We start from the raw sequence: 21,599 nt of genomic DNA, 5'->3' as shown, positions 1-21,599 counted from the left end.
TCATTGTCCTTCTCCTTCGATAACCTGGATGCCAGCGGCGGCCAGCGCATTTTTGAGTCTGTAAATCCACATATCCTCAACCTCGAGCGGAGAGCGTAAATCGATGTTGTCTATACGCGTTGGCAGCTTCACGGTGACGGTGCGGGACTCCAGCTCGGCGATGCGCTGGCGGGAAGCTTCCAGCTCAGAAATATCTTTTTCACGCTCGTCAATATTCTGCTTCGCCAGCCGACGCCATGAGTTGATTTGCTTTGCGGCTTCCCGGTGGCCTTTCTCCAGCTGATCAATGCGGTCCTGCTGCTGGTTGATATGGTCATCCTGTGCTGCGTTAGCACGCCGCGCCTTCTCCAGTGCCTCTACCAGCGCCAGGACGTTCGCTGGGTTGGCAGCTGCAATAAACTCCGCATCATGCGGACGCTCTTTACTGATGTGCTCACACACCATAATTTCAGCGTCATGGCCTCCACCAACACCACATCGCCCGTCGTGGTATTGGAATGCTCTCCAGCTTCCGGGTGTCGCTTTCTCTGCTGCCGCTTTCATGGTCGCCATCAGTGCGGTGATATCGTTCATTGGGCCTCCTGCTTGGCTCGCTGATTCCACTCCGCCCTAACTTCTGAATAAAATATCGGGCAGTCATTGCCTGGTCCTACATACTTGCTACCGGATTGAGCACTGCACGTACCGCAGCGCACAAAATAGAATCGACCACCTGAACCATATTCTGGATTGTCTGCCTCACTGGCTACGTGCGCTACACCTCCGCAGAATGGACATGGAAGTAAATTACTCATGCTCGGTTCCTTGGCGTAACTGGGCGGCGAACTCATCAGCGCGAGTTGCGAACTCTTCAAATTGCTGAACCGGCTTAAATGTGCATGCTCTTGTTATTTCTGCTTCACCGCGCAATGAACGGGAGAACATCTCCACGCCCTGAGCTTGGATGCTTGCAATGGCGGCGTCGGTTGCCGGGGTTTCATTCAGCGCGTAGCAAACGTCATCTGTACTGCATGGGTCATCCTTCCCGCATACTTCGCAGAAGTGGGTTGATTGGCTGTGAGTGGTGATGGCTTGTTTCAGACCTGCGGCCTCCGCTACCACCGCAGCAAGCTGCTGCTCAAGCTGTTCGTATGTTGGTTTCATGCCTGCGCTCCTTCCAGTGCTACTGCGATTTCTTCAAAGAACTTCTCCCTGGTGTGACTGGTCATCGCCGGTACAAACGCAGTCATCAACTTGCCAAGGTCGCAGTTCTCATCATCGGAAAATAAAACGACTTTCTTATCGAGGCGTGTTTTTGCCTCCTGTAACTGCTCGTTCTTGCTCGCGCGCTGGATGTACTCGGCGATAATTGCGATCGCTTTATTCGTCTGCTTCTCGATGACTTCACTCATGATTCGCTCCCGATTTTTTCAATCGTTTCCAGCAGCAATCGGCGGCGAGTTAATTCGCCAAAATGACGACGCCCGGTATCTTTGTGGTACATCTCGTTCTTCCCGGCACACCACATGCTTTTCGTTTCGTGCAGTTTTTTACGCAGCGGCCCGTCTTTGGTGATCACTATTCCGGTGTGAGTTTTGACTATGCTCATTTCACAGCCCTCAGATGCGATACGTTCTTGCGGTAACTGGCCCAGTCAAAGTTCACCCAGATGCCGTTATCCATGGTTAAGCGGTCGATAATTCGAAGCCCCAGTGCATCCTGAAGCCCTGCATGATTCAGGTTCGTCAGTACGCCAACAGGCTTCATCGACGACAGCCGGCGATCGATAACCTGATTCAGAATGACCTTTTCGCCACTGCTGCCGCGCTGAATGCCAACCTCGTCCAGCACCAGCAGATCAACTTTGCAGAGGTCATCCAGCAGAGAGGCTTCCGACTGACCGCCGTCGTAGCACTCGCGAACCCGGAGCATCAGATCCGGAATGGTGACAACCAGAACCGTATGGCCAGCAGCCAGGAGATGGTTGCCAATCGCCGCGGCAAGATGGTTTTTGCCGGTGCCCGGGCCGCCGCTGAACACGAAGCTTGCAAAGCCAGCCCCGAAGTTCTGCGCATAGCTTTTCGCCATGGTGTACGCCTTGCGCTGTTGCTCGCTGGATACTTCGTAGTTGGCGAACGTACAGCTGCGGTGCAGGCTCTGGATACCAGAACGACCGAAGATTTTCTCGGTACGCGCTTTCTGGTTCAGGCGGCCAAGTTCCTCGCAATGCTTCAGCCCCTCTTCCCGCTGCCACGCCAGCAGCTCAGCTGCGCTGGTGAACTTCGGCTGTACGCCTGGCGGAATGAGTTTCTTCAGGCGCTCAAGGGCGCTGCCGGAATTAACAATATTTTTCACTGTTACCCCCTGAACCCGGTTGGGATGGTTTTATCTGGCTCTGAAATGTGATTCACATCCCGGCCCGCTTTGCGCTCAGCGAGAGCAAACTTCGGCTTGAACAATCCCTGGTACCCGTTGGCGATGCTGGTGTTGATCACGTCAACCGGGTTATGGCCTTCGTCCAGGCAGGCTTTCAGCAGTTTGAAAGCCTTGGTGACCGTCATTTCGGTCTTGATGGCCTTGCCAGATTGCTGGCGATAAGCAACCCATTCACCCCATGACTCAGAATCAAGCCACTCAGGAACAGGGATTGTCAGCGGGTCAAACTTCACCTTCCCCTTTGGGGGATTAGAGGGGGTTAGATATGTTTTTATATTTGTCTTTGGAAGAATGTCTTTGGTGTTCCCTGTTTTCGGGGATAGCGTTCCCTGAATTCGGGGATAACCATCCCTGTTTTCGGGGATGGTTGGAGGGGTGAAATCACCATCCCTGTTTTCGGGGATAGCCATCCCTGTTTTCGGGGATACCTCTCCCTGATTCTGGGGATTGCAAATCATGAATTCAGGGGCGTTAATAACCCAGGTTTCAACTTCAGCAGCCGGGAACGCCGCCGGACACTTCATGCAATTTGGCTTGGTATAAGCCCATTTATCCAGGCAGGTATTAATCCCTATGTATCTGGTTTGTCCAATGCGGCGCAGGATGATGATGTTCCGATAGGCAAGGCTCAGAACAGCCTCAGAGACGTGCTTTACCTTCAGCGTCGTTTTGTCTGCAATTAGGCTATTGGCGATACGGTCAGACTTTTTAGACCAGCCATAGGTCAGGCGAACGATAGCATTCAGCACGCGGAACTCACGGCCTGATAGCTCAACAATACACAGGGCATCCTGAATCTGGTTGGCTAAACGCAAATAGCCGTTCTCCAGTTCAGCCATGCGACTCTCCTGTTTTCCCAACTGCGCGGGAAATTTGAATATTTCAGCGGTGTTTGACATACTTATCTCCGCAATTACCTACCGTTTTTGCACCTGAAAGCCGTTGGTGTTCAAGCACCGCGGCTTTCGCCTTTTCTAATACCGTCATACAACCCCCAGCATTGAAGTCACCAGCGTCATTAGCGGTAGCGTTAGATCAGGATCCACGCGAAACATCTCGACAATCCCTTCACTCAATTCCTTCAGCTTCTGATGCTTTGGCGCGCCCATAGCGATGGCAACCTTGGCTTCGCTGGTCTCTTTCTCGAGACGCGCAAGGCGGGCCATGATGCTGTCCTCTGGCAACAGCCGGTTGCGGAATTCCAGCGGAAGAACCGCAAGGATCGCTGGGGTTAGCAGCTGGATGTTTCGCTGTGCCGACATGGAGGTACCGTCGAGCCAGCGGAATAGCTTCTGACGGCGACGGCTCAGATCATCAGGGAAGTCCAGAGCATCTCCACCCTGGCTTTCCCATTCTTCGACAATCAGCCCAGTAACGAAGTCCTGATTGTTAATTGATGCAGCCCAGGCACGAACAGCTGAGCAAACTGCGTGGTGGCTAAAGCTATCACTAGAGACGGTCTTACGCTGATTCTGAGATATCAATCGCCTATCCATCGCAGTGTTATTATTTTGAAACGTAAGTGATTGCATGACCTTTCCCTTTCGTGGTTAAAGTGCCGGTCAGACTGCTTTTGGCTTGCTGATTTCAAGAATTTGGGTGGTGGTGAAGCGACCACCTGAAGCTTCAGCAATTTTCGATGCGTAAGCCGTCTCGCCGGTGTAATCAGTGCGTGGCAAGCAGCCGCTATTGATCCATTTGTAAATTGCTCGCGGAGTCCGCTCACATGCTTTGGCGACCACGGGTACGCGAATCAATTTAATGATTTCGCCAAGACTGGTTGGTTGCATTTTTTAACCCTCAATATGAACTGTAAGTACATACTATGCCGGAACTGATAGTTCACGCAAGAGATATTATGATTGAACCTATGGTTCAGGAAGAAAAAGCGCGAAAAGACTTTTCCCATAGGCTAGCGCTGGCCTGCGATAAAGCTGGTTTACCGGTTCATGGTCGTCAGGCTGAAATAGCCAAAAAGATGAAGTTGACACCAAAAGCCGTAAGCAAGTGGTTTAACGGGGAATCAATTCCAAGACGTGGGAAGCTGCAAGAGCTTGCCGCGAGTATTGGTACAACTTCAACTTACCTGTTAGGCGACACCCCAGATGATGGCATCGGGGAAAGGCGACTGCCGAAATCGACAGAAACATTTCGCATAGATGTTCTTGATGTCTCTGTTAGTGCGGGGCCTGGCGTGATCAATAGTGAGTTCGTGGAGGTATTGCGCTCCGTGGAATACTCCGTTGAAGATGCCCGCCAGATGTTTAACGGCCGTAAGCAGGAACAGATCCGCATCATCAACGTCCGTGGTGACAGCATGTCCGGCACCATCGAGCCCGGTGATTTGCTGTTTGTTGATATCAGCATTCAACACTTTGATGGTGATGGCATTTATGCCTTCATCTACGACGACACATCCCATGTCAAGCGCCTGCAAAAGATGAAAGACAAGCTATTGGTTATCTCTGACAACCCTACCTATCGACCATGGGAACCGATTGAAAAGGAAGAGATGAACAAAATCTTCGTGTTCGGAAAGGTAATCGGCAGCATGCCGCAGACGTATAGAAAACATGGATAGACAGGTGTCTTTATGAGAATTGGAATCGCCTTTCCAGTGATAGTGTTCATCGTTGCAGTAGTGTTTCTTACGTGGTTCATCGTAGGTGGGTATGTCACGCCGGGTGCATAGTGGCAATCGAGTAACGTCCCAGACGTACAGGAAGCATGGGTAGTTAAACTTTAACATTACACAGCAAATCGACAGAACCGACGAGGGCTCAGGATGTCCCAAGAATTATCTTTAACCTTTACCGAAAACATATATTATTCAACTAAAGAACCTGTAAGCATCAAAGACGTGATCACCTCCCTTCAAGGGTGGGAAGCCATCGTAAAACAATCAGAAGGTGTTTTGCAGGAACTGACCGGGGCTAACATTCTTGATATGTCGGTGCATGTCGCCCGATTAGAAGCAGGAAGCCTCTATGAAGATATTGTTATTAAACTCCTCTTTGGCAGCCAAGAAGAACTGGATAAGTTTCTTGCTGGCGCACATGCAAAGCTCGGGAATGGGAAAATGAGAAACGCTCTCGTTGGTGCTGTTGTTATTGGTCTCGTTGGCTATGGCCTAGTTCTGGCAACTAAGGCTATGGCGCCAAACAACACCTCCCACTTTGAAGCAAATAACAATACGATCATCAATATTGGTGCTGGTGAGGCTAATATTTCACCTGAGCGCCTTCAGTCCATCATAGAAAGCACTGTCACCAATAAAAAGACTCTAGCCAAAAACTCCATTAAAACACTTGCGCCAGCTAGGACTGATGAAGAATCTACGATGGTTATAGGCACAGGTGGCGGCACGGTGACAATTCCTGCTGAAACCATTAAAAAAGCCCCAACTGAAGTTGTGTTCACTCCAGAATCATATACTCAGGATCACTCTGATGTGGATGTTGAAATCCGTGCATTAGACCTCGATAATCCAGAAAAAGGTTGGGCTGCCGTTATCCCTGGATTGATAGATCGAAGAGTAAATATGGTACTTGGTCCCAATGTAAAACCATCAGACTTTGCAGGTAAATTTGTTGTGCGGGCCGATATAACAATAACGTATCAACTCAAATCCTCTGATAAAAAATACCAACCAAAAGAAGTATTTATAAAAGAAATAATCAAATAACCATACCCGGCCACCGAGCCGGGTTTTTTGTGCCCTATTCCTTCCCATGCGATATCAATCGCTTTATAGTCTCCAACTTACCGGTCTGTCTGCGCATCTCCAGCAGTCTTAGAGCCTCGAACGCCTCCAGTCCAACCATCTGCTGCTCTGCCAGCATCTCCATATCCTGCATCAGTAACTCGACTTCTTCCTTTGTGATCGGCGGTCTCATGTAGCCTCCTGTTTTTTTTTTGAGCATAGCACGCGCCTCAAACAAAAATAAATCATCTTAAAGTTCATATTGTTATGCGTTTTGAACTTCCCATTGACAATTAATGTACTATTGGTACTTTACATCAATGAACTTATAGTACATTATCACCTCATCGCGAAAACAAACGCGCATAAGGTTCAACAACGTTCCGCCAGCCTGGCGACAAGGGCAAACGAGAGGGAATCAGCATGGTTCATCAGCACTACGGTACCCAGACGGTAAACCGCGGCGCAGTTCAGCCGGGAATGCTCGTCAAGCACAACGACTCAACCTGGACTGCATCAGCCAACGCTCGAGGTCGTTTGTATCTGCATCGCGGCATTGAGCGGACCTACACCAAAGATTTGCTGGTTGAGGTTTATTTAAACGGTCTGGGGAATGGCCTTAGCCATTAACGGGGGAGTTATGCAGGAGAAGAAATGCGCTTACCGCCACTGCGGAAAGCCAATTGAGCAGGGAAAAGAAGTGAAAAACACGCTGACGTTGATCCACGGCGCGCAGCTGAAGCACGAAGAACGCGATTACTGCTGCGTACGTTGTTCTTCATACGACCAGATGGCCCACGAGTCATAACGTAAAAACCCGCCGAAGCGGGCCAGTACGTCCGGTGACACCGACCAAAGTAACACCGGAAATTACCAAAACCAATGAACACACCCAATGGGCGCCACCAATGGCCCGGGGATTCTAACACCCAAAAAAGAGGATCTCACATGGAATTCTTTAATGTGGTTAAGGCCACTCAGAAATCCGGCAAGAAAGATGCAGTGATTTGGCGCAGTGCGAAATCAGAAGCGCGCGCCAATCTTCAGCTCGATGTTGATCTGGAAGATGCCGGAATTGAGACCGGTCGCGGCAAGGATTACCAGAAGCCAATCCGTACTGACTTCCCTGTGTTTAACGACCTGCCGGAAGAAGGTGTGGTTGATTTTACCTGGTGCGAACGCTACGAATTGGCCGAAGACCAGCGCACATGGCAACTGAAACCCGGCGCGGCGCCGCAGGACACTTTCCACCAGGAAGACGTTGCAGACAACGATTTAACCACTGAGCTGATGGCCGAAGAGAACGGCGACCGCAAGGTTGAATACTCCGACGACGAGAACGCCGAGTTCCAACTGGTCACTATGCCTTTCCGTATCCAGTTGCTGGCGCAGCTGTGCGCCGAAACAGGCCATGTTTACCACATCAGCATCCCACGCCGTAAAGAGCTTTCAGCATTAGAAATGGACATGGATAACACCTATGTTCAGAACCTGCTGCTGGCTGTAGAAAACGCGCCGGAAGTTAAAGCCTACGACATGCCAGCTCTCTGGAAGCTGACCGACGCAGTGCAAAAGGCATTGCCACAGACACAGCGCCATGAACTGAACCACTTTATTCAGTTCGTTAAAGCGTGGGTTAGTACCGAATACATCGATCGCGGCCTGCTGGTGAAAGAGTGGCAAAAGGGAAACCGTGTAGCGCAGATCCAGCGCACCGATACAGGAACCAATGCTGGCGGCGGCAATAAGACAGACCGAAACCCCGATTACGAACATACCCTGGATACGCTGGACGAAGAGATCGCACTGGCCACTTTGCCAATGGATTTCGACATCTACAATATTCCGGGTTCAATTCATCGCCGGGCTAAAGAGATCGTCAGCAAGAAAGAAAGCCCATTCAAAGAGTGGTCCGCGGCCCTGCGCAAATGCGCCGGCATCCTGGATTATTCGCGTGCAGCAATTTTCGCACTTATCCGCGGTGCCGCCGAGAACGCGCATCACTTCCCTGTCAGCCTGCAGACGTATATCAACGCTAACCTGATTGAAAGCAACCACGCATCACCAGCAGTTGAGACGCTGGCAGCAGCCGAACAGCCTAAAATCGCCAACATGGGGAATGGCATGTTCTCCATCGATAACCTAATGAACTCCCCAGCAAAACCAACCGAGGAAACCACCAGCGATGAGCAGATGGAAGAGACTGAGCGCGCCGAAGGCGAAACTAACGATGCGATATCAGCAGGCGAAGGTGCTGTGGAAGATGATCAGCAGACAGATACCGTAGCGGAAATCGTGTGTACTGGCTGCGGCGCTGTCGGTGGCGGCCACTGTCCGGAATGCGGTCCCGTTGTTGGCGATGCTACCTACGCAGCAATGGAAGCGGATTTGAAAGAAGAAGCTGATGCGCGTGAACTAGGAGGCAGCAACGCGGAAATTCTGGCCGCCGCGGCACCGAGCCTGGCGAACCATGAAGCGGCAGATGTTAACCAAAAACCGGAAAACGTGAATCAAAATGACGGTTCTGTGCATCAGGAAGATCAAAATGCGCATCAAAACAGCCCAGAAGTGAATCAGGACGAACCAGAAGGGAATCAGTCAGAACCGGTTGCCGAATACCCTGCTTTCTTCGGGCCAGGACGTTACGAAGGCCTGCCGAACGAGGTTTATCACGCTGCCAACGGCATCAGCTCCACGCAGGTGAAAGATGCTCGCGTGTCCCTGATGTACTTCAACGCGCGCCACGTCGAGAAGACAATCACGAAAGAACGCTCTCCGGTGCTTGATATGGGCAACCTGGTGCATGCACTGGCCCTGCAGCCTGAACTGCTGGATGCCGAATTCAGCGTTGAACCGGTAATCCCGGAAGGCGCATTCACCACGACGGCAACGATCCGCGCGTTTATCGATGAGCACAACGCCAACCTGCCAGCGCTGCTGTCCGCCGACGACATCAAAGTGCTTCTGGAACAGTACAACGCCACCCTGCCGCCGCAGGTACCGCTGGGCGCGTCACTGGAAGAAACCGGGCAAAGCTACATGGCGCTGCCTGCTGAGTTCCAGCGTATTGAAGAAGGTCAGAAGCAGACCGCAACGGCGATGAAAGCCTGCATCAAAGAATACAACGCCACCCTGCCGCCGCAGGTGAAAACCAGCGGAAGTCGTGACGCGCTGCTCGAGCAGCTGGCGGTGATTAACCCTGATCTGGTCGCGCAGGAAGCGCAGAAGCATCAGCCGTTGAAAGTCTCCGGTACCAAAGCAGACCTGATTCAGGCCGTGAAATCCGTTAATCCTGACGCTGTATTTGCCGACGAACTGCTGGATGCCTGGCGCGAAAACCCGGAAGGAAAAGTGCTGGTCACCCGCCAGCAACTGCGCACCGCACTGAACATTCAGAAAGCCCTGCTCCAGCACCCGACTGCCGGCAAGCTGCTGACGCACCCTAGCCGCGCTGTTGAGGTGAGTTATTTCGGGTTCGACGACGAAACCGGGCTGGAAATCCGTGTGCGTCCGGATCTGGAAATCGACCTGGACGGTGTGCGCATCGGTGCCGACCTGAAAACCATCAGCATGTGGAACGTAAAGCAGGAAGGTCTGCGCGCCAGGCTGCACCGGGAAATTATCGATCGCGACTACCACCTGAGCGCAGCGATGTACTGCGAAACCGCAGCACTTGACCAGTTCTTCTGGATTTTCGTTAACAAAGACGAGAACTACCACTGGATCGCCATTATCGAAGCTTCTACCGAGCTGCTGGAACTGGGCATGCTGGAGTACCGCAAGGCGATGCGCGCTATCGCGACCGGCTTTGATACTGGCGAGTGGCCAGCGCCAATCACCGCCGACTACACCGACGAACTGAACGACTTCGACCAGCGCCGCCTTGAAGCGCTGCGCCTGGCATAAGGGGAATGATGATGGAAAACATGAATATCGTGAACGCTGAACAACAGGCACCAACCACTATCTCTGCCAGTAACGCAATTTTTAACGTTCAGGCATTAACGCAGCTTCAATCCGTTGCAGGGCTAATGGCGCAGGCCGCAGTTACGGTTCCAGAACACCTGCGGGGCAACCCTGCCGATTGCATGGCAATCATCATGCAGGCCATGCAGTGGGGTATGAACCCTTACGCCGTGGCGCAGAAAACACACCTGGTCAACGGCGTGTTGGGTTACGAAGCGCAACTGGTTAACGCAGTGATTTCGAGCTCAAACGCAATCGTGGGCCGCTTCCACTATGAGTACGAAGGCGACTGGTCAAAATGCGCCAGCAGCCGTGAAGAGATAGTCAAGAAGCCTGCAAAAGGCGGTGGGACGTACGACAAGAAAGAAATGGTACGCGGCTGGACCAGTGCCGATGAAGAAGGGTTATCTGTGCGTGTTGGCGCGGTCATTCGCGGTGAAAGCGAGATTACCTGGGGTGAGCCGGTTTTCCTTTCCAGCGTGATTACTCGTAATTCCCCGCTGTGGATTTCAAACCCGAAACAACAAATCGCCTACCTGGCACTCAAGTACTGGGCGCGTCTCTATTGCCCTGCCGTCATCCTGGGTGTCTATATCCCGGATGAAGTTGAACAGCGTACAGAGAAAGAGATTAACCCGGCGCCACAACGTGTGAACCTGAAAGAAATCTCAGGTGACAACGTCACAACCACCATCAGCGCACGGGAATCCACCGTGAATGTTGATGCGATCGCTGACGAATTCCGGGACCGGATTGATTCTGCCGAAGATGTGGACGCGGCAAAAGCAGTCGGCGAAGACATTAACCAGGCCAAGGCGACTTTGGGCTCAGCACTGTTCACCGAACTCAAGAACAAAGCCACGCAACGTTATCACCGGGTGAATGCTCGGAACAAAATCGAGGCAACGATTAACTCCCTGCCGTCTGCCGGCGAACCGGATGCGGCCGACTTGTTCTCAAAAGCTGAGGCGACACTCACCGCCGCGCGCCGCCACTTGGGCGACGAACTTTACGAGCAGTTCCGCGTAACGCTCGACGACATGAAACCGGAATACGTTGGCTAACGGAGGTCGGCCCCGTATGGGGCCGGATACCAGCATGGTAAGTAAAATTGAACGTCAGAACGCGGTCGCCAATTACCTACTTGATAACCCGCAGGCCAGCCCCGCAGAGATCAGCGAAGCTCTTTGCATTACAGATCGGAATTTGCGCCACATCATCAATTCACTGATCGAGAGCGGGAGGATTGCCCGGTGCAAAAGCCGTGAAGACTCCAGATGGTACCGCTTTGTGCTGAATACTCGTCAGGTCGGCAAGTCCAGCGGCCAATCAGCAGAATCAAGCCAGCTTAGCCAGCTGCAGGCGACGGCCACGCAACTGGAAAAGCGCGGCTTGTGGCGCCGGGCGGCTACCGTCTGGGCAGAGTTATCCCGTCTCCAGAAAACGGTCACTGGTGTTGCCCTGATCGCCTCTCAGCGTAACCGCTGCGTTCGGAGGGCCAGAGCATGAAACTGATTAACCGCGGCAGTAAACAATCCCCACTCGCGCGCCAGGCATGCGCCATCGCGCTGGAGACACACCACCAGCGTTACGGCGACTACGGGCGCAGAAAGATGAAAGAGACGTACACGGTGCAAGTTGAAGGCGTGAAGGTCTGGGTGGAGGTGGTCAACCGTAGTCACAGCTATGTGGCCACGCCAATGACCGGGATGCGTCGGCTCCGTGCACTGCCGGGCCAGGTGAATTGATTAATACTGAAAATGGCCCGGAAAGGGCCACTGGAGAAAATGATGAGCAAAAAAACTGAAGACTTCAAATTAATGAACATTCGAGAAATTTGCGAACAATTATGCATTTCGTCGAGAACATTGGATCGCTATCGGAAGCGCCCGGGTAATGGAAACCCATTCCCAGAGCCGGACTGCTCATATATGGGCGGCTCCAATAAGTGGATCAAAAGCAAAGTTGAAGAATGGCAGCTTCGTGAAATGGCGCGTCCTGTTCGCCGGCCAATGACACACCTGAACCTACCTCGCGACGTTAAAGGGCGACTTATCCGGTCTGACGCGGCGTGAATTCCAGGACGTCGGGCTCGATGATGCTCATCAATCGGGCCCACCACCTACCGTACGCTTCTCTCATTTCCTCGATGTAGGTGTGCTTATCGTACACCGACCACACACCAGGCAGTTTATGGCCGAGCATTATCTCGGCAATATGCGGCTCTGTCAGTTCGGAAAAATTCGTTCTCGCCGTCCGCCGTAGGTCATGCACTGTGAAGTGCGGGATCTGTTCGTTATATGCCTTGAGCATAAATTTCACCAGGTTACTGCTTATGCTCATATGGAAACATTCGCTCATCGGCTTATCTTCATGACTCGAAAAGATAAAACGACCGGGAGCCAGCTCAATAACCCGTTTTAACATCGGGAGCATTTCGGGAATGATCGGGCGAACAATCGGCTTTTTACTTTTCCGGCCTGTTTTGTGGTTTTCCCACGGCACTGTCCAGATCCCTTCCTCAAAATCAAAGTGCGTAACTTCAGCCTTACGCAGTTCACCAACCCTGCATGCCCATACCAGGCACAATTTAAAAAGAATTTTGTTCCGCTCAATCAGTCGCGAATCTTCGATAGCTCTCCAGACAAGCGCCATCTCTTTACGGTCCAGCGTTCGTTCACCCATTTTCTTCTGAATGCCAAAATCCCGCCCGGATAATTCCGCCAGTGGGTTAACCTCCAGCAGCTGGCGTTTCACAGCCCATGAATAACATTGCCGACCATTGCTGATTACCCGCCGGGTGATCTCGGAGTACCCTTCCGCTAGCCGGTCAAGAACGGTGAGCCAGTTGTGCAACGTGAGCTGATGCGCTGGGTATTTCCCGAGCTTAGGAAAAACGTGCAGTTCGAATGAGCGCAGAATCTGATCAGCCGTTTCTTTCTGGATGCACACCATGGAGTACCATTCGCGGAAGAGTTCCTCAAACGTGTACTGGCTGTTAATTTTGGCTTTATCGAGACTTTGCCGGATGCGTGGATTTTCGCCGCGGGAAAGAATAGCCGACCACTTCGCTACTTCGTCGCGCGCAGCTTTCAGCCCGAACTCTGGGTAGCTGCCGATCGTCATTTTGTCTTGCTTGCCCAGGAAGCGGAAACGATAGAAGAAGGTAACCGCCCCTTTCTTGGATATGCGAACCCACAGACCGTCGCGGTCTGCCTTTTCTTCAACTTTTTCGCGTTCGCGCCCGAGGCACGACTTTAGATAACTATCTGAAATAGCCATGGTTTGTCTCTGCGTGTGTCCATCAGAACGGGAGGTTCTGTGTCCATCATAGGATATGGACGCACTGGTGGACACAAAAACCGTGACTTATGATGTCGTAGGTTGACTGTACATGCAACCAGTATTGTTTTTGTGGGAGCTGATTTGGTGGGGATCTTACGGGGATTTTGTCGGAGGTTTGCGGAGGCTGTCGGAGTGTCAGTTATCGATATGTGCAATGATGGAGAAGTTACGTATATTCTTCATATATTAAAATATTTATGCCTTACGAATACTTTGAGGCCGCGGTACGGAGCCTGACGTTGTATACACGTCATCCTTCGAGTTGCCTCGGCGTTGGCTGCACTCACTCACCCCTATCACGTACTGGTGTACGCTCCCGGGGATTCATTCGCTTGCCGCCTTGATGCAACTCGAATGATTTTGTGTATAGTCGTTCGAAAACGCCGCATTCTACACTACAACCGCGTAACCAGGAAATGCTCTTCCCGCAAGCATAGCGCTTCCTGCGAGGAGCGTTCCAAAAATAATAAAGCCAGCGTAATCACTGGCTCAAATCGGCGGAAGATGTCGTGCGAATCAGGTCGGGCGGAAGCCCCACGCTGATGATGATGGGCTGCCAGGTTTCCCTCGCGGCAAGCCGCGGCGAGAGGCCTTTGGCAATCAGGAACCCGCCAACACCGCCGAGCACCGCGCCGCTGAGCGCCGCAATATCGGTGCCGAACAGGACCTGGAACAGTGCCGCGACCACGAACAGCCCCAGCAGCGGAGACATATAAACCAGCATGGCAGAGCCAAGCAGGCTACCTTCGGTAATGCCCAACTCCACTTTTTGCCCTATCACCAGCGGTTCAGCACTAGGAACAGAAATGGTGTGGGTGGTCTGCGGCCCTAGCTTATTCAGCACTCGGCTGCCGCAGCCTGCACGTGATGCGCAGCTATTGCAGGAGGCTTTTACATCGCAGCTCACCTGCGCAATTCCGTTATCCCATGCAATAACGGTAGCCCACTCTTTAATCATTGTGCGCCCTTGAATTGAATACCGTCAGCAACGCGTTTCGCCGTCGGAGGCGGAAGCTCGCCAACAATCGTGATATCAGCCTGATTGCGGATGGTCGTTGTGACCGTTCGACGAACGGTACGCAGCATCTGCTCGCTGCTGTTAGCCGTCGCGCGGCTGATGTTCACAGAGAAGCTAAACAGGCCGTCGGAATAGAGACGGGATTCAACCGGGCTGTCGACGCTCGGCAGCGTGCGACGGCTGCTGGAGACCTCTTTAAAGCCCTGCGGCAGCCAGCTTGTCGTCCAGTTGAAGGTCGCATTGGTCCCTGTTGGCAAGGAGAGCTGCGGCGGCAGGTTGGCTTTCGCCAGCCCCTGCATGCTGGAGCTTACCTGATCGCCCGTTGAGAGAGCCACAACCCGGAACTGTTCCAACGTCTCGCCATCGCGGTCGAGCAGGTCAACGCGCATCGGCAGCTTGCTTTCGGAGTCCATCCACACGATATAGCTATAGCGTGTGCCGTCTCGCGCCACGACGCGGATCACATCACACATGCGGTCCGCAATACGCGTACGTCCTACGGAGATAAAATCGTAGTAAGGCGCCAGACGTTTGAAATCGGTATAAACCAGAGAGGGTAGCGAGTCGACAATATAGTCGCCGTTCAGCGTGAACGGATCGAGACCCGGCTCAAAGTAGCTGATCTCGTTTCCACGCTGAACCACTTCGCGGCGAGGGCCGTCCATCTGCAGCAATTCCGCCAGCGGTTGTCCATTAAGACGCACGTGACGATAGCGCAGAGATTCAACGCCTGATTTATTAATGCTGACGAACGACAGCTCGTAGTTGAGTGACTGACTGGCCAGATTCATCTCCTGCAACAACGCCCCGGACGATACATCAGCCGAGGCGTTGGCGGTGAAGAACAGGCTACCAGCCACAAGTGACATGGCACACCAAAGTTGCTTCATTACTGCGATTGCGTTCCTAGAGTTTGATATCCTGGCACCTGAACAGCCGCTTGCTGGGTTTGTGCCTGCTCAAACTGAAGCTGTTCTGAATGCAAGCGACGCTGCAATTCATAGTCCTGCAGCATAGCATTAATACGGCGGCGCTGTTCCTGAACCTGTTGCGGCCCGGTGCTGCCTGCCGACGCTTCCGAAGGAACCCCCAGACTCACTGGACTGGCTTTACCCATCATCGGCAGCGTGTTGAATACCGGTGATTCAGGTTGGGAGGATTCCGGTTGCCCATTATAGTGCTGAACGCCGACAATAACAGCAAGCGATACGCAAGCTGCCACCCCCATCTGGGTAAGCGAACTGGCCCATGGACGAACCTTGCTCCAGAACGGCATCTTCTGCCATTGATGTGGTGCTGGCTGGGCTTCAGGAATAAGCGGCGCTGTCGGAAGACGAACGGGCTCATTTTCGATGGCGGCCATAACGCGAGAGGAAATATCGAAGTGAAGCACGTCACCGGTGTCGCCGCGAAGCGAGTCGCGGATCAGGTGATAGCTTGCCCAGGTTTCCTGTAACTCTGGCGAGCGCGTCAACTCTGTCAGCAGCTCGTTATCCAGCGTTTCACCATCCATTAAGGCGGAAAGTTTTTCTTTCTGCATGCCTAATACCTTTTCCAGTATCCCGCTTCCATCAACGCCTGATAAGCGGTTGAACTTTATTATCAATAGCTTCTCGCGCACGGAAGATACGTGAACGAACCGTACCGACCGGACAATCCATGATAGCCGCTATCTCTTCATAGCTTAGGCCATCGAGCTCCCGCAAGGTAATTGCCATGCGTAAATCTTCCGGAAGCGCATCAATGGTACGAAAAACTATCTGTCTCAGTTCTTCTGACAACATTAAGTTCTCAGGGTTCGAAATTTCTTTCAAAGCGCCACCGCTTTCAAAGTTTTCGGCGTCGTTCGCGTCAACATCACTAGACGGCGGACGACGCCCCTGAGCAACCAGGTAATTTTTAGCTGTATTCACCGCAATACGGTACAGCCACGTATAGAAAGCACTATCTCCCCGGAAAGAATCCAGCGCGCGATAGGCCTTAATAAAAGACTCTTGTACCACATCCGGCACATCGCCAGAGGGTACATAGCGGGAGACCAGGCTCGCAACCTTATGCTGATAGCGCACTACCAGAAGGTTAAAAGCTTTCTGATCTCCTTTCTGGACCCGTTCAACCAGGACCTGGTCCGTTAACTGCTCGCTCATCCGAGGTAATGTCTCCCCAAACCTTATTCCCATGCGTAATCAGAATGCCACTCCAGCACTACATTATGAGCAAGCAGTGACTTAGAGTGTTCGAGTTTCGTAAAGTTCCGTTACGCTTTGTTTTTTCTTTAGCCGCAAACCGTTCATTGTCTATCATTATAAGTCTGCTGATGCTTACCAATACGTAAGTTGCGAAATAAAAACGCAAATCCCGTGAAGAGTAACGTAACGCGGCTTTTATTTCACCATAAATACGTCTCAAACCTCATAGCGTTCTTCTTATTTCTTCGCCTCTCTTTTCGCCTGTTTTGTCACCAGATGTTTAGCCATTACAACCATAGTTCAAAAAAACCCTGCACACCTCGCTTTTATAGTGCTACTCTGCGATCACCGTGTTTAGTAAATTAAACAAAGATAATGAACTCACTTCCAGAACTTTCTTGTGATGTACTGATTATCGGCAGCGGGGCTGCGGGTTTATCACTGGCGCTACGTCTTGCAGAGCACAGTTCGGTTATCGTGCTGAGCAAAGGGCCGATTAGCGAAGGCTCAACCTTCTATGCGCAAGGCGGAATCGCCGCCGTTTTCGATGAAACGGACAGCATTGAATCGCACATTGATGACACGCTGATTGCCGGCGCCGGAATTTGCGACCGTCAGGCCGTATCGTTTGTCGCCAGCAACGCTAAACACTGCGTGCAGTGGCTTATCGATCAGGGCGTGCTGTTTGATACTCAGGTGCAGGCAAACGGAGAAGAGAGTTATCATCTGACGCGCGAAGGCGGACACAGCCATCGACGCATTCTGCACGCCGCCGATGCTACCGGGCGCGAAGTCGAAAATACCCTGGTGAGTAAGGCCATTAACCACCCCAATATCCGTATTCTCGAGCGCAGCAACGCCGTTGATTTAATTATCTCAGATAAGGTCGGCCTGCCAGGGACCCGCCGCGTGGTAGGTGCATGGATTTGGGATCGCAATAAAGAGAAGGTTGAAACCTGTGCGGCAAAATCAGTCGTACTGGCCACCGGCGGGGCATCCAAGGTTTATCAGTACACCACCAACCCGGATATCTCTTCTGGAGACGGTATCGCCATGGCCTGGCGCGCAGGCTGTCGCGTGGCGAACCTCGAGTTTAATCAGTTCCACCCGACGGCGCTGTACCATCCACAGGCGCGTAACTTCCTGCTGACCGAAGCGCTGCGCGGCGAAGGCGCGCATCTGAAGCGCCCTGATGGCAGTCGCTTTATGCCAGACTTTGACGAGCGCGCTGAGCTGGCACCTCGCGATATCGTCGCGCGCGCCATCGACCATGAAATGAAGCGCCTTGGCGTCGACTGCATGTACCTCGACATCAGTCATAAGCCAGAAGATTTTGTGCGCCAGCACTTCCCGATGATTTATGACAAATTACTGGGGCTTGGCATCGACCTGACCAAAGAACCGGTACCGATCGTACCTGCTGCGCACTACACCTGCGGCGGCGTGATGGTTGACGACTATGGCCGCACCGATGTTGACGGCCTTTATGCCATCGGCGAAGTGAGCTATACCGGCCTGCACGGGGCCAACCGCATGGCGTCGAATTCACTGCTGGAGTGCCTGGTCTACGGTTGGTCGGCGGCGGAAGATATTCACAAGCGCATGCCGTACGCGCGTCAGGCGGAAAAACTGCCCGCGTGGGATGAAAGTCGCGTGGAAAACTCCGATGAGCTGGTCGTCATCCAGCATAACTGGCACGAGCTGCGCCTCTTTATGTGGGACTATGTCGGCATTGTGCGCACCACCAAACGTCTGGAGCGCGCGCTGCGTCGTATCACCATGCTGCAACAGGAGCTGGACGAGCACTATTCACGTTTCCGCGTATCGAACAACCTGCTGGAGCTGCGTAATCTGGTTCAGGTTGCCGAGCTTATCGTACGCTGCGCGATGATGCGCAAAGAGAGTCGCGGCCTGCACTACACGCTGGATTATCCGGATCTGTTAGCGGAGTCGGGCCCATCCGTCCTTTCGCCGCTGGTTCACATAAATAAATAGAACGCCTGGGTCAGCGCAGTGTAGCCTTCCGAGTACTGCTGCTCTGGCCCACGGATCACTAGCCTGTCGCTAAAGCACTCTCCCCCTTTTGGAGAAAACGCCAGCAGTACGCGATGCGGCAGGCGCATTTCAGTTTCCGCCACGTCGGTGCGCAGGCGCAAATGCCAGCCCATGGATAACGCCTGTTGAGTAAACATCTGGCCGATGTTTTCCGGCAGCACCACGCAGAAGAAACCATCTTCAGTAATCGCATTCGCCGCGCAGGCCAGCAGCGTTTCGTGGTCGAGTGAGGTGGTATAACGCGCCTGCTCGCGCTGCGGCGTGGCGCACTCCACGCCCTGCTCATAGTAAGGCGGGTTGCTGACAATCAGGTTATAGCGCGTCGTCAATCCAGCCACCCACTGCTGAATATCCGCTGTGTGAACCTGAATACGTTCAGCCCACGGCGATTCGACTACGTTCTCCCGCGCCTGTTCTGCCGCGTCTGCATCAAGCTCAACGGCATCGATAACCACGTTTTCATCGGTACGCTGCGCCAGCATTAACGCCAACAGGCCGCTTCCCGTACCAATATCGAGGATCCGATTAACCCGAGCGATAGGCGACCACGCACCCAGTAAAATACCGTCCGTACCCACCTTCATCGCACAACGATCGTGGGCAACAAAAAACTGCTTAAAAGTAAATCCGTTGCGGCGCAGCGCGGATTTAGAATCAGAGATCATGGTCAACCTTGCCAGGGGAACTGCATGTGCTTTTATAGCTATGCACAATACCCGAGAACAGATAGCCATACAAACAGATGAAGATTAGAGCCGTAACGTCTATAATCAGCGCCTCACACAGAGGTAATCATGACTGTAACGACTTTTTCCGAACTTGAACTTGACGAAAGCCTTCTGGAAGCCCTCCAGAGCAAAGGCTTTACACGCCCGACTGCCATTCAGGCTGCCGCCATTCCGCCTGCGCTCGATGGACGTGATGTTCTCGGTTCTGCGCCAACCGGCACCGGTAAAACAGCGGCGTATTTGCTGCCTGCGTTGCAGCACCTGCTCGACTTCCCGCGCAAAAAATCTGGCCCGCCGCGCATCCTGATCCTCACGCCTACGCGTGAACTGGCGATGCAGGTCGCCGATCATGCTCGCGAGCTGGCAAAAAACACGCATCTGGATATCGCTACCATCACCGGCGGCGTCGCGTATATGAACCACGCCGAAGTGTTCAGCGAAAACCAGGATATCGTGGTGGCGACCACCGGTCGTCTGCTGCAGTATATTAAAGAAGAAAACTTCGACTGCCGCGCCGTTGAGACGCTGATCCTCGACGAAGCAGACCGTATGCTGGACATGGGCTTCGCCCAGGACATCGAGCATATTGCCGGTGAAACCCGCTGGCGTAAGCAGACGCTGCTGTTCTCCGCCACGCTGGAAGGCGAAGCGATTAAAGACTTTGCCGAACGTCTGCTGGAAGATCCGGTCGAAGTATCTGCAACACCGTCGACCCGCGAGCGTAAGAAAATTCATCAGTGGTACTATCGCGCTGATAACTTCGAGCACAAGGTTGAGCTGCTGAAACACCTGCTGAAGCAGGAAGATGCCACCCGTACCATCGTGTTTGTGCGTAAGCGTGAGCGCGTGCACGAGCTGGCGGAAATCCTGCGCCAGGCCGGTATCAACAACTGCTATCTCGAAGGCGAAATGCCGCAGATCAAGCGTAACGAGGGCATCAAACGTCTGACCGACGGTCGCGTTAACGTGCTGGTCGCAACAGACGTTGCCGCGCGCGGGATTGATATCCCCGACGTCAGCCACGTGATTAACTTCGATATGCCGCGCGGCGCAGATACCTATCTGCACCGTATCGGTCGTACCGGCCGTGCCGGGCGTAAAGGGACGGCGATTTCCCTGGTGGAAACGCACGATCACCTGCTGCTGCTGAAAATTGGCCGCTATATCGAAGAACCGCTGAAGTCTCGCGTGATTGACGAACTGCGTCCGACGACGCGTGCACCGAGCGACAAAATGACGGGTAAACCGTCGAAAAAAGTCCTCGCTAAACGCGCTGAGAAGAAAAAAGAGAAGGACAAAGAAAAACCGCGCGTCAAGGTACGCCATCGCGATGCCAGGAACGTTGGCAAACGCCGCAAGCCAAGCGGCAGCGCTGCGCCAGAGCAGACTAGCGAAGAGTAAAGCAAACGCCGGGATAACCTCCCGGCGTTTTCATATTGGAAAGTAACGGACGCTGGCCATGAAGAAAAAAGAGTTTGTGACCCAGGATCTCCTCAGCAAAATTTACCAGCAGCACAGCGAAGGGCCACGTAAGCTCCCGCCTGAGAGACAGCTGGCAGAGGAGTACGGCGTGTCGCGCTTTACCATTCGTCAGGCGCTGGAGAAACTCGCCAGTATCGGGGTGGTTCGCATTGTGCAAGGTTCCGGTATCTGGATTAACGAGCAGACGCGCAACAACCCGCTGGTCTATAACTCAATAACCGAAAAGCGCTTCGATCAGATGCGCTATCGTATGATAAGCCTGCACAAAAAGCGGCCCGAACGGGAAGACAGGCAAATTTTCGGCCTCACCGATGATGATTTTATCTGGCAGTTCTGCCGGTTACGCTTTGTCGATGACGTCGCAACCCAAATTGAAATCTCCCGCATGCCCGCCGCGATGTTCAGCGATCTCAATCAGGTCGTGATTGAACGCTCGTTGCAGCAATACGTGCTGAGCAAAGGGTTGCAGATTTCCCACCTGCTGACCAGCTACCGGGCGGTCAGCGTAAGCCGCGAGCAGTCAATTCTACTGGGCTGCAAAAAGGGCAGCCCAGCGATGCACATCAATAACCGCGGGATCCTCGACGGCGGTCGCGTGTATGAGATAAGCGACATTATCGATATCAACTACAGCTGCACCTACGTGATCCCACATAACCGCGACAACCTCACCTTCCGCCAGCAGCCTCAGAGCTGAT

Annotated in this window: 29 protein-coding genes; 13 read left to right on the top strand and 16 right to left on the bottom strand. The window is 53.0% G+C overall.

Annotated features, from left to right (window positions below; all coding sequences use genetic code 11):
- The 9 genes from GKAS_RS23445 to GKAS_RS09645 all read right to left on the bottom strand — a co-directional run bounded on the left by GKAS_RS23445 (nucleotide 1) and on the right by GKAS_RS09645 (nucleotide 4,205).
- Nucleotides 1-573 carry an ead/Ea22-like family protein gene (locus tag GKAS_RS23445; protein ID WP_051910747.1) on the bottom strand — a complete coding sequence of 191 codons (573 nt, stop codon included), beginning with the start codon at nucleotides 571-573 and terminating at the stop codon, nucleotides 1-3.
- The gene (locus GKAS_RS25545) at nucleotides 570-794 is read right to left on the bottom strand and encodes a Lar family restriction alleviation protein (RefSeq protein WP_072011376.1); all 225 of its coding nucleotides are present in this window, start codon (nucleotides 792-794) and stop codon (nucleotides 570-572) included. The genes GKAS_RS23445 and GKAS_RS25545 overlap by 4 nt, the downstream gene beginning before the upstream one ends.
- Nucleotides 787-1,143 carry a hypothetical protein gene (locus tag GKAS_RS09675; RefSeq protein ID WP_035893855.1) on the bottom strand — a complete coding sequence of 119 codons (357 nt, stop codon included), beginning with the start codon at nucleotides 1,141-1,143 and terminating at the stop codon, nucleotides 787-789. Before GKAS_RS09675 ends, GKAS_RS25545 begins: the two co-directional genes overlap by 8 nt.
- Complete coding sequence (locus tag GKAS_RS09670; RefSeq protein WP_035893853.1) at nucleotides 1,140-1,391, bottom strand: hypothetical protein; 252 nt, start codon at nucleotides 1,389-1,391, stop codon at nucleotides 1,140-1,142. Before GKAS_RS09670 ends, GKAS_RS09675 begins: the two co-directional genes overlap by 4 nt.
- Nucleotides 1,388-1,588: a hypothetical protein gene (locus GKAS_RS09665; RefSeq protein ID WP_035893851.1), complete on the bottom strand. Its 201-nt coding sequence runs from the start codon at nucleotides 1,586-1,588 to the stop codon at nucleotides 1,388-1,390. Before GKAS_RS09665 ends, GKAS_RS09670 begins: the two co-directional genes overlap by 4 nt.
- Entirely contained in the window at nucleotides 1,585-2,334 is a 750-nt protein-coding gene (locus GKAS_RS09660) for an ATP-binding protein (RefSeq protein WP_035893850.1), read from the bottom strand. The genes GKAS_RS09665 and GKAS_RS09660 overlap by 4 nt, the downstream gene beginning before the upstream one ends.
- A 2-nt stretch (nucleotides 2,335-2,336) precedes the next feature.
- The gene (locus tag GKAS_RS09655; RefSeq protein WP_035893848.1) at nucleotides 2,337-3,320 is read right to left on the bottom strand and encodes a replication protein; all 984 of its coding nucleotides are present in this window, start codon (nucleotides 3,318-3,320) and stop codon (nucleotides 2,337-2,339) included.
- Nucleotides 3,321-3,398: 78 nt separating this feature from the next.
- Entirely contained in the window at nucleotides 3,399-3,947 is a 549-nt protein-coding gene (locus GKAS_RS09650; RefSeq protein ID WP_035893847.1) for a toxin YdaT domain-containing protein, read from the bottom strand.
- A 30-nt stretch (nucleotides 3,948-3,977) separates the two neighbouring features.
- A complete protein-coding gene (locus tag GKAS_RS09645; protein WP_035893845.1) occupies nucleotides 3,978-4,205 on the bottom strand; it encodes a hypothetical protein in 228 nt (75 codons plus the stop codon).
- A gap of 68 nt (nucleotides 4,206-4,273) precedes the next feature.
- Between GKAS_RS09645 and GKAS_RS09640 the strand changes: the two genes are divergently transcribed.
- The 3 genes from GKAS_RS09640 (at nucleotide 4,274) to GKAS_RS09635 (ending at nucleotide 6,100) form a co-directional block, all read left to right on the top strand.
- Nucleotides 4,274-4,996, top strand: a complete 723-nt coding sequence (locus GKAS_RS09640; protein ID WP_156105146.1) for an XRE family transcriptional regulator — start codon at nucleotides 4,274-4,276, stop codon at nucleotides 4,994-4,996.
- Nucleotides 4,997-5,008: 12 nt separating this feature from the next.
- Nucleotides 5,009-5,107, top strand: a complete 99-nt coding sequence (locus GKAS_RS24820; RefSeq protein WP_143194474.1) for a YoaK family small membrane protein — start codon at nucleotides 5,009-5,011, stop codon at nucleotides 5,105-5,107.
- A gap of 93 nt (nucleotides 5,108-5,200) precedes the next feature.
- On the top strand, nucleotides 5,201-6,100 hold the full coding sequence (locus GKAS_RS09635) for a hypothetical protein (protein WP_035893841.1): 900 nt from the start codon (nucleotides 5,201-5,203) through the stop codon (nucleotides 6,098-6,100).
- 34 nt (nucleotides 6,101-6,134) lie between these two features.
- On the opposite strand, the gene GKAS_RS09630 is transcribed toward GKAS_RS09635, so the two are convergent.
- Nucleotides 6,135-6,338, bottom strand: a complete 204-nt coding sequence (locus GKAS_RS09630) for a hypothetical protein (protein WP_035893839.1) — start codon at nucleotides 6,336-6,338, stop codon at nucleotides 6,135-6,137.
- Between the two features lie 203 nt (nucleotides 6,339-6,541).
- Between GKAS_RS09630 and GKAS_RS09625 the strand changes: the two genes are divergently transcribed.
- The 7 genes from GKAS_RS09625 (at nucleotide 6,542) to xis (ending at nucleotide 12,159) form a co-directional block, all read left to right on the top strand.
- Nucleotides 6,542-6,748 carry a phage encoded cell division inhibitor protein gene (locus GKAS_RS09625; RefSeq protein ID WP_035893838.1) on the top strand — a complete coding sequence of 69 codons (207 nt, stop codon included), beginning with the start codon at nucleotides 6,542-6,544 and terminating at the stop codon, nucleotides 6,746-6,748.
- 10 nt (nucleotides 6,749-6,758) lie between these two features.
- Complete coding sequence (locus GKAS_RS25095) at nucleotides 6,759-6,926, top strand: YdaE family protein (protein WP_167540408.1); 168 nt, start codon at nucleotides 6,759-6,761, stop codon at nucleotides 6,924-6,926.
- A gap of 140 nt (nucleotides 6,927-7,066) precedes the next feature.
- Entirely contained in the window at nucleotides 7,067-10,024 is a 2,958-nt protein-coding gene (locus GKAS_RS09620; protein ID WP_035893836.1) for a RecE family exodeoxyribonuclease, read from the top strand.
- 11 nt (nucleotides 10,025-10,035) lie between these two features.
- Nucleotides 10,036-11,148 carry a RecT family recombinase gene (locus GKAS_RS09615; protein WP_035893834.1) on the top strand — a complete coding sequence of 371 codons (1,113 nt, stop codon included), beginning with the start codon at nucleotides 10,036-10,038 and terminating at the stop codon, nucleotides 11,146-11,148.
- Between the two features lie 34 nt (nucleotides 11,149-11,182).
- A complete protein-coding gene (locus GKAS_RS09610; protein ID WP_167540407.1) occupies nucleotides 11,183-11,593 on the top strand; it encodes a PerC family transcriptional regulator in 411 nt (136 codons plus the stop codon).
- The gene (locus GKAS_RS09605) at nucleotides 11,590-11,832 is read left to right on the top strand and encodes a DUF4060 family protein (RefSeq protein WP_035893830.1); all 243 of its coding nucleotides are present in this window, start codon (nucleotides 11,590-11,592) and stop codon (nucleotides 11,830-11,832) included. The genes GKAS_RS09610 and GKAS_RS09605 overlap by 4 nt, the downstream gene beginning before the upstream one ends.
- Before the next feature lie 42 nt (nucleotides 11,833-11,874).
- Nucleotides 11,875-12,159: an excisionase Xis gene (gene xis, locus GKAS_RS23815; RefSeq protein ID WP_072011375.1), complete on the top strand. Its 285-nt coding sequence runs from the start codon at nucleotides 11,875-11,877 to the stop codon at nucleotides 12,157-12,159.
- Here xis and GKAS_RS09600 read toward each other — a convergent pair.
- The 5 genes from GKAS_RS09600 to rpoE all read right to left on the bottom strand — a co-directional run bounded on the left by GKAS_RS09600 (nucleotide 12,137) and on the right by rpoE (nucleotide 16,594).
- Nucleotides 12,137-13,366 carry a tyrosine-type recombinase/integrase gene (locus GKAS_RS09600; protein ID WP_035893829.1) on the bottom strand — a complete coding sequence of 410 codons (1,230 nt, stop codon included), beginning with the start codon at nucleotides 13,364-13,366 and terminating at the stop codon, nucleotides 12,137-12,139. The two genes, xis and GKAS_RS09600, sit on opposite strands and share 23 nt — an antisense overlap.
- A 544-nt stretch (nucleotides 13,367-13,910) precedes the next feature.
- The gene (gene rseC / locus GKAS_RS09595) at nucleotides 13,911-14,387 is read right to left on the bottom strand and encodes a SoxR-reducing system protein RseC (RefSeq protein WP_035893827.1); all 477 of its coding nucleotides are present in this window, start codon (nucleotides 14,385-14,387) and stop codon (nucleotides 13,911-13,913) included.
- Nucleotides 14,384-15,337, bottom strand: coding sequence for a sigma-E factor regulatory protein RseB (gene rseB, locus GKAS_RS09590; RefSeq protein WP_035893825.1), 954 nt, complete (start codon nucleotides 15,335-15,337; stop codon nucleotides 14,384-14,386). Before rseB ends, rseC begins: the two co-directional genes overlap by 4 nt.
- Nucleotides 15,337-15,987, bottom strand: coding sequence for an anti-sigma-E factor RseA (gene rseA, locus GKAS_RS09585; RefSeq protein ID WP_035893823.1), 651 nt, complete (start codon nucleotides 15,985-15,987; stop codon nucleotides 15,337-15,339). The genes rseB and rseA overlap by 1 nt, the downstream gene beginning before the upstream one ends.
- Before the next feature lie 31 nt (nucleotides 15,988-16,018).
- Entirely contained in the window at nucleotides 16,019-16,594 is a 576-nt protein-coding gene (gene rpoE / locus GKAS_RS09580) for an RNA polymerase sigma factor RpoE (RefSeq protein ID WP_035893821.1), read from the bottom strand.
- Nucleotides 16,595-17,011: 417 nt separating this feature from the next.
- Between rpoE and nadB the strand changes: the two genes are divergently transcribed.
- The gene (nadB, locus tag GKAS_RS09575; protein WP_035893819.1) at nucleotides 17,012-18,631 is read left to right on the top strand and encodes an L-aspartate oxidase; all 1,620 of its coding nucleotides are present in this window, start codon (nucleotides 17,012-17,014) and stop codon (nucleotides 18,629-18,631) included.
- Here the strand turns inward: nadB and trmN are convergent.
- The gene (trmN, locus tag GKAS_RS09570) at nucleotides 18,616-19,353 is read right to left on the bottom strand and encodes a tRNA(1)(Val) (adenine(37)-N(6))-methyltransferase TrmN (RefSeq protein ID WP_035893869.1); all 738 of its coding nucleotides are present in this window, start codon (nucleotides 19,351-19,353) and stop codon (nucleotides 18,616-18,618) included. The genes nadB and trmN overlap by 16 nt on opposite strands.
- A 132-nt stretch (nucleotides 19,354-19,485) precedes the next feature.
- Between trmN and srmB the strand changes: the two genes are divergently transcribed.
- Nucleotides 19,486-20,820: an ATP-dependent RNA helicase SrmB gene (srmB, locus tag GKAS_RS09565; protein ID WP_035893818.1), complete on the top strand. Its 1,335-nt coding sequence runs from the start codon at nucleotides 19,486-19,488 to the stop codon at nucleotides 20,818-20,820.
- A 58-nt stretch (nucleotides 20,821-20,878) separates the two neighbouring features.
- The gene (locus tag GKAS_RS09560) at nucleotides 20,879-21,598 is read left to right on the top strand and encodes a GntR family transcriptional regulator (protein WP_035893817.1); all 720 of its coding nucleotides are present in this window, start codon (nucleotides 20,879-20,881) and stop codon (nucleotides 21,596-21,598) included.
- Nucleotide 21,599: the final 1 nt, after the last annotated feature.

Source organism: Kluyvera ascorbata ATCC 33433, from assembly GCF_000735365.1.
Taxonomy (GTDB): domain Bacteria; phylum Pseudomonadota; class Gammaproteobacteria; order Enterobacterales; family Enterobacteriaceae; genus Kluyvera; species Kluyvera ascorbata.
This window is presented reverse-complemented; position numbering and strand designations above follow the sequence as displayed.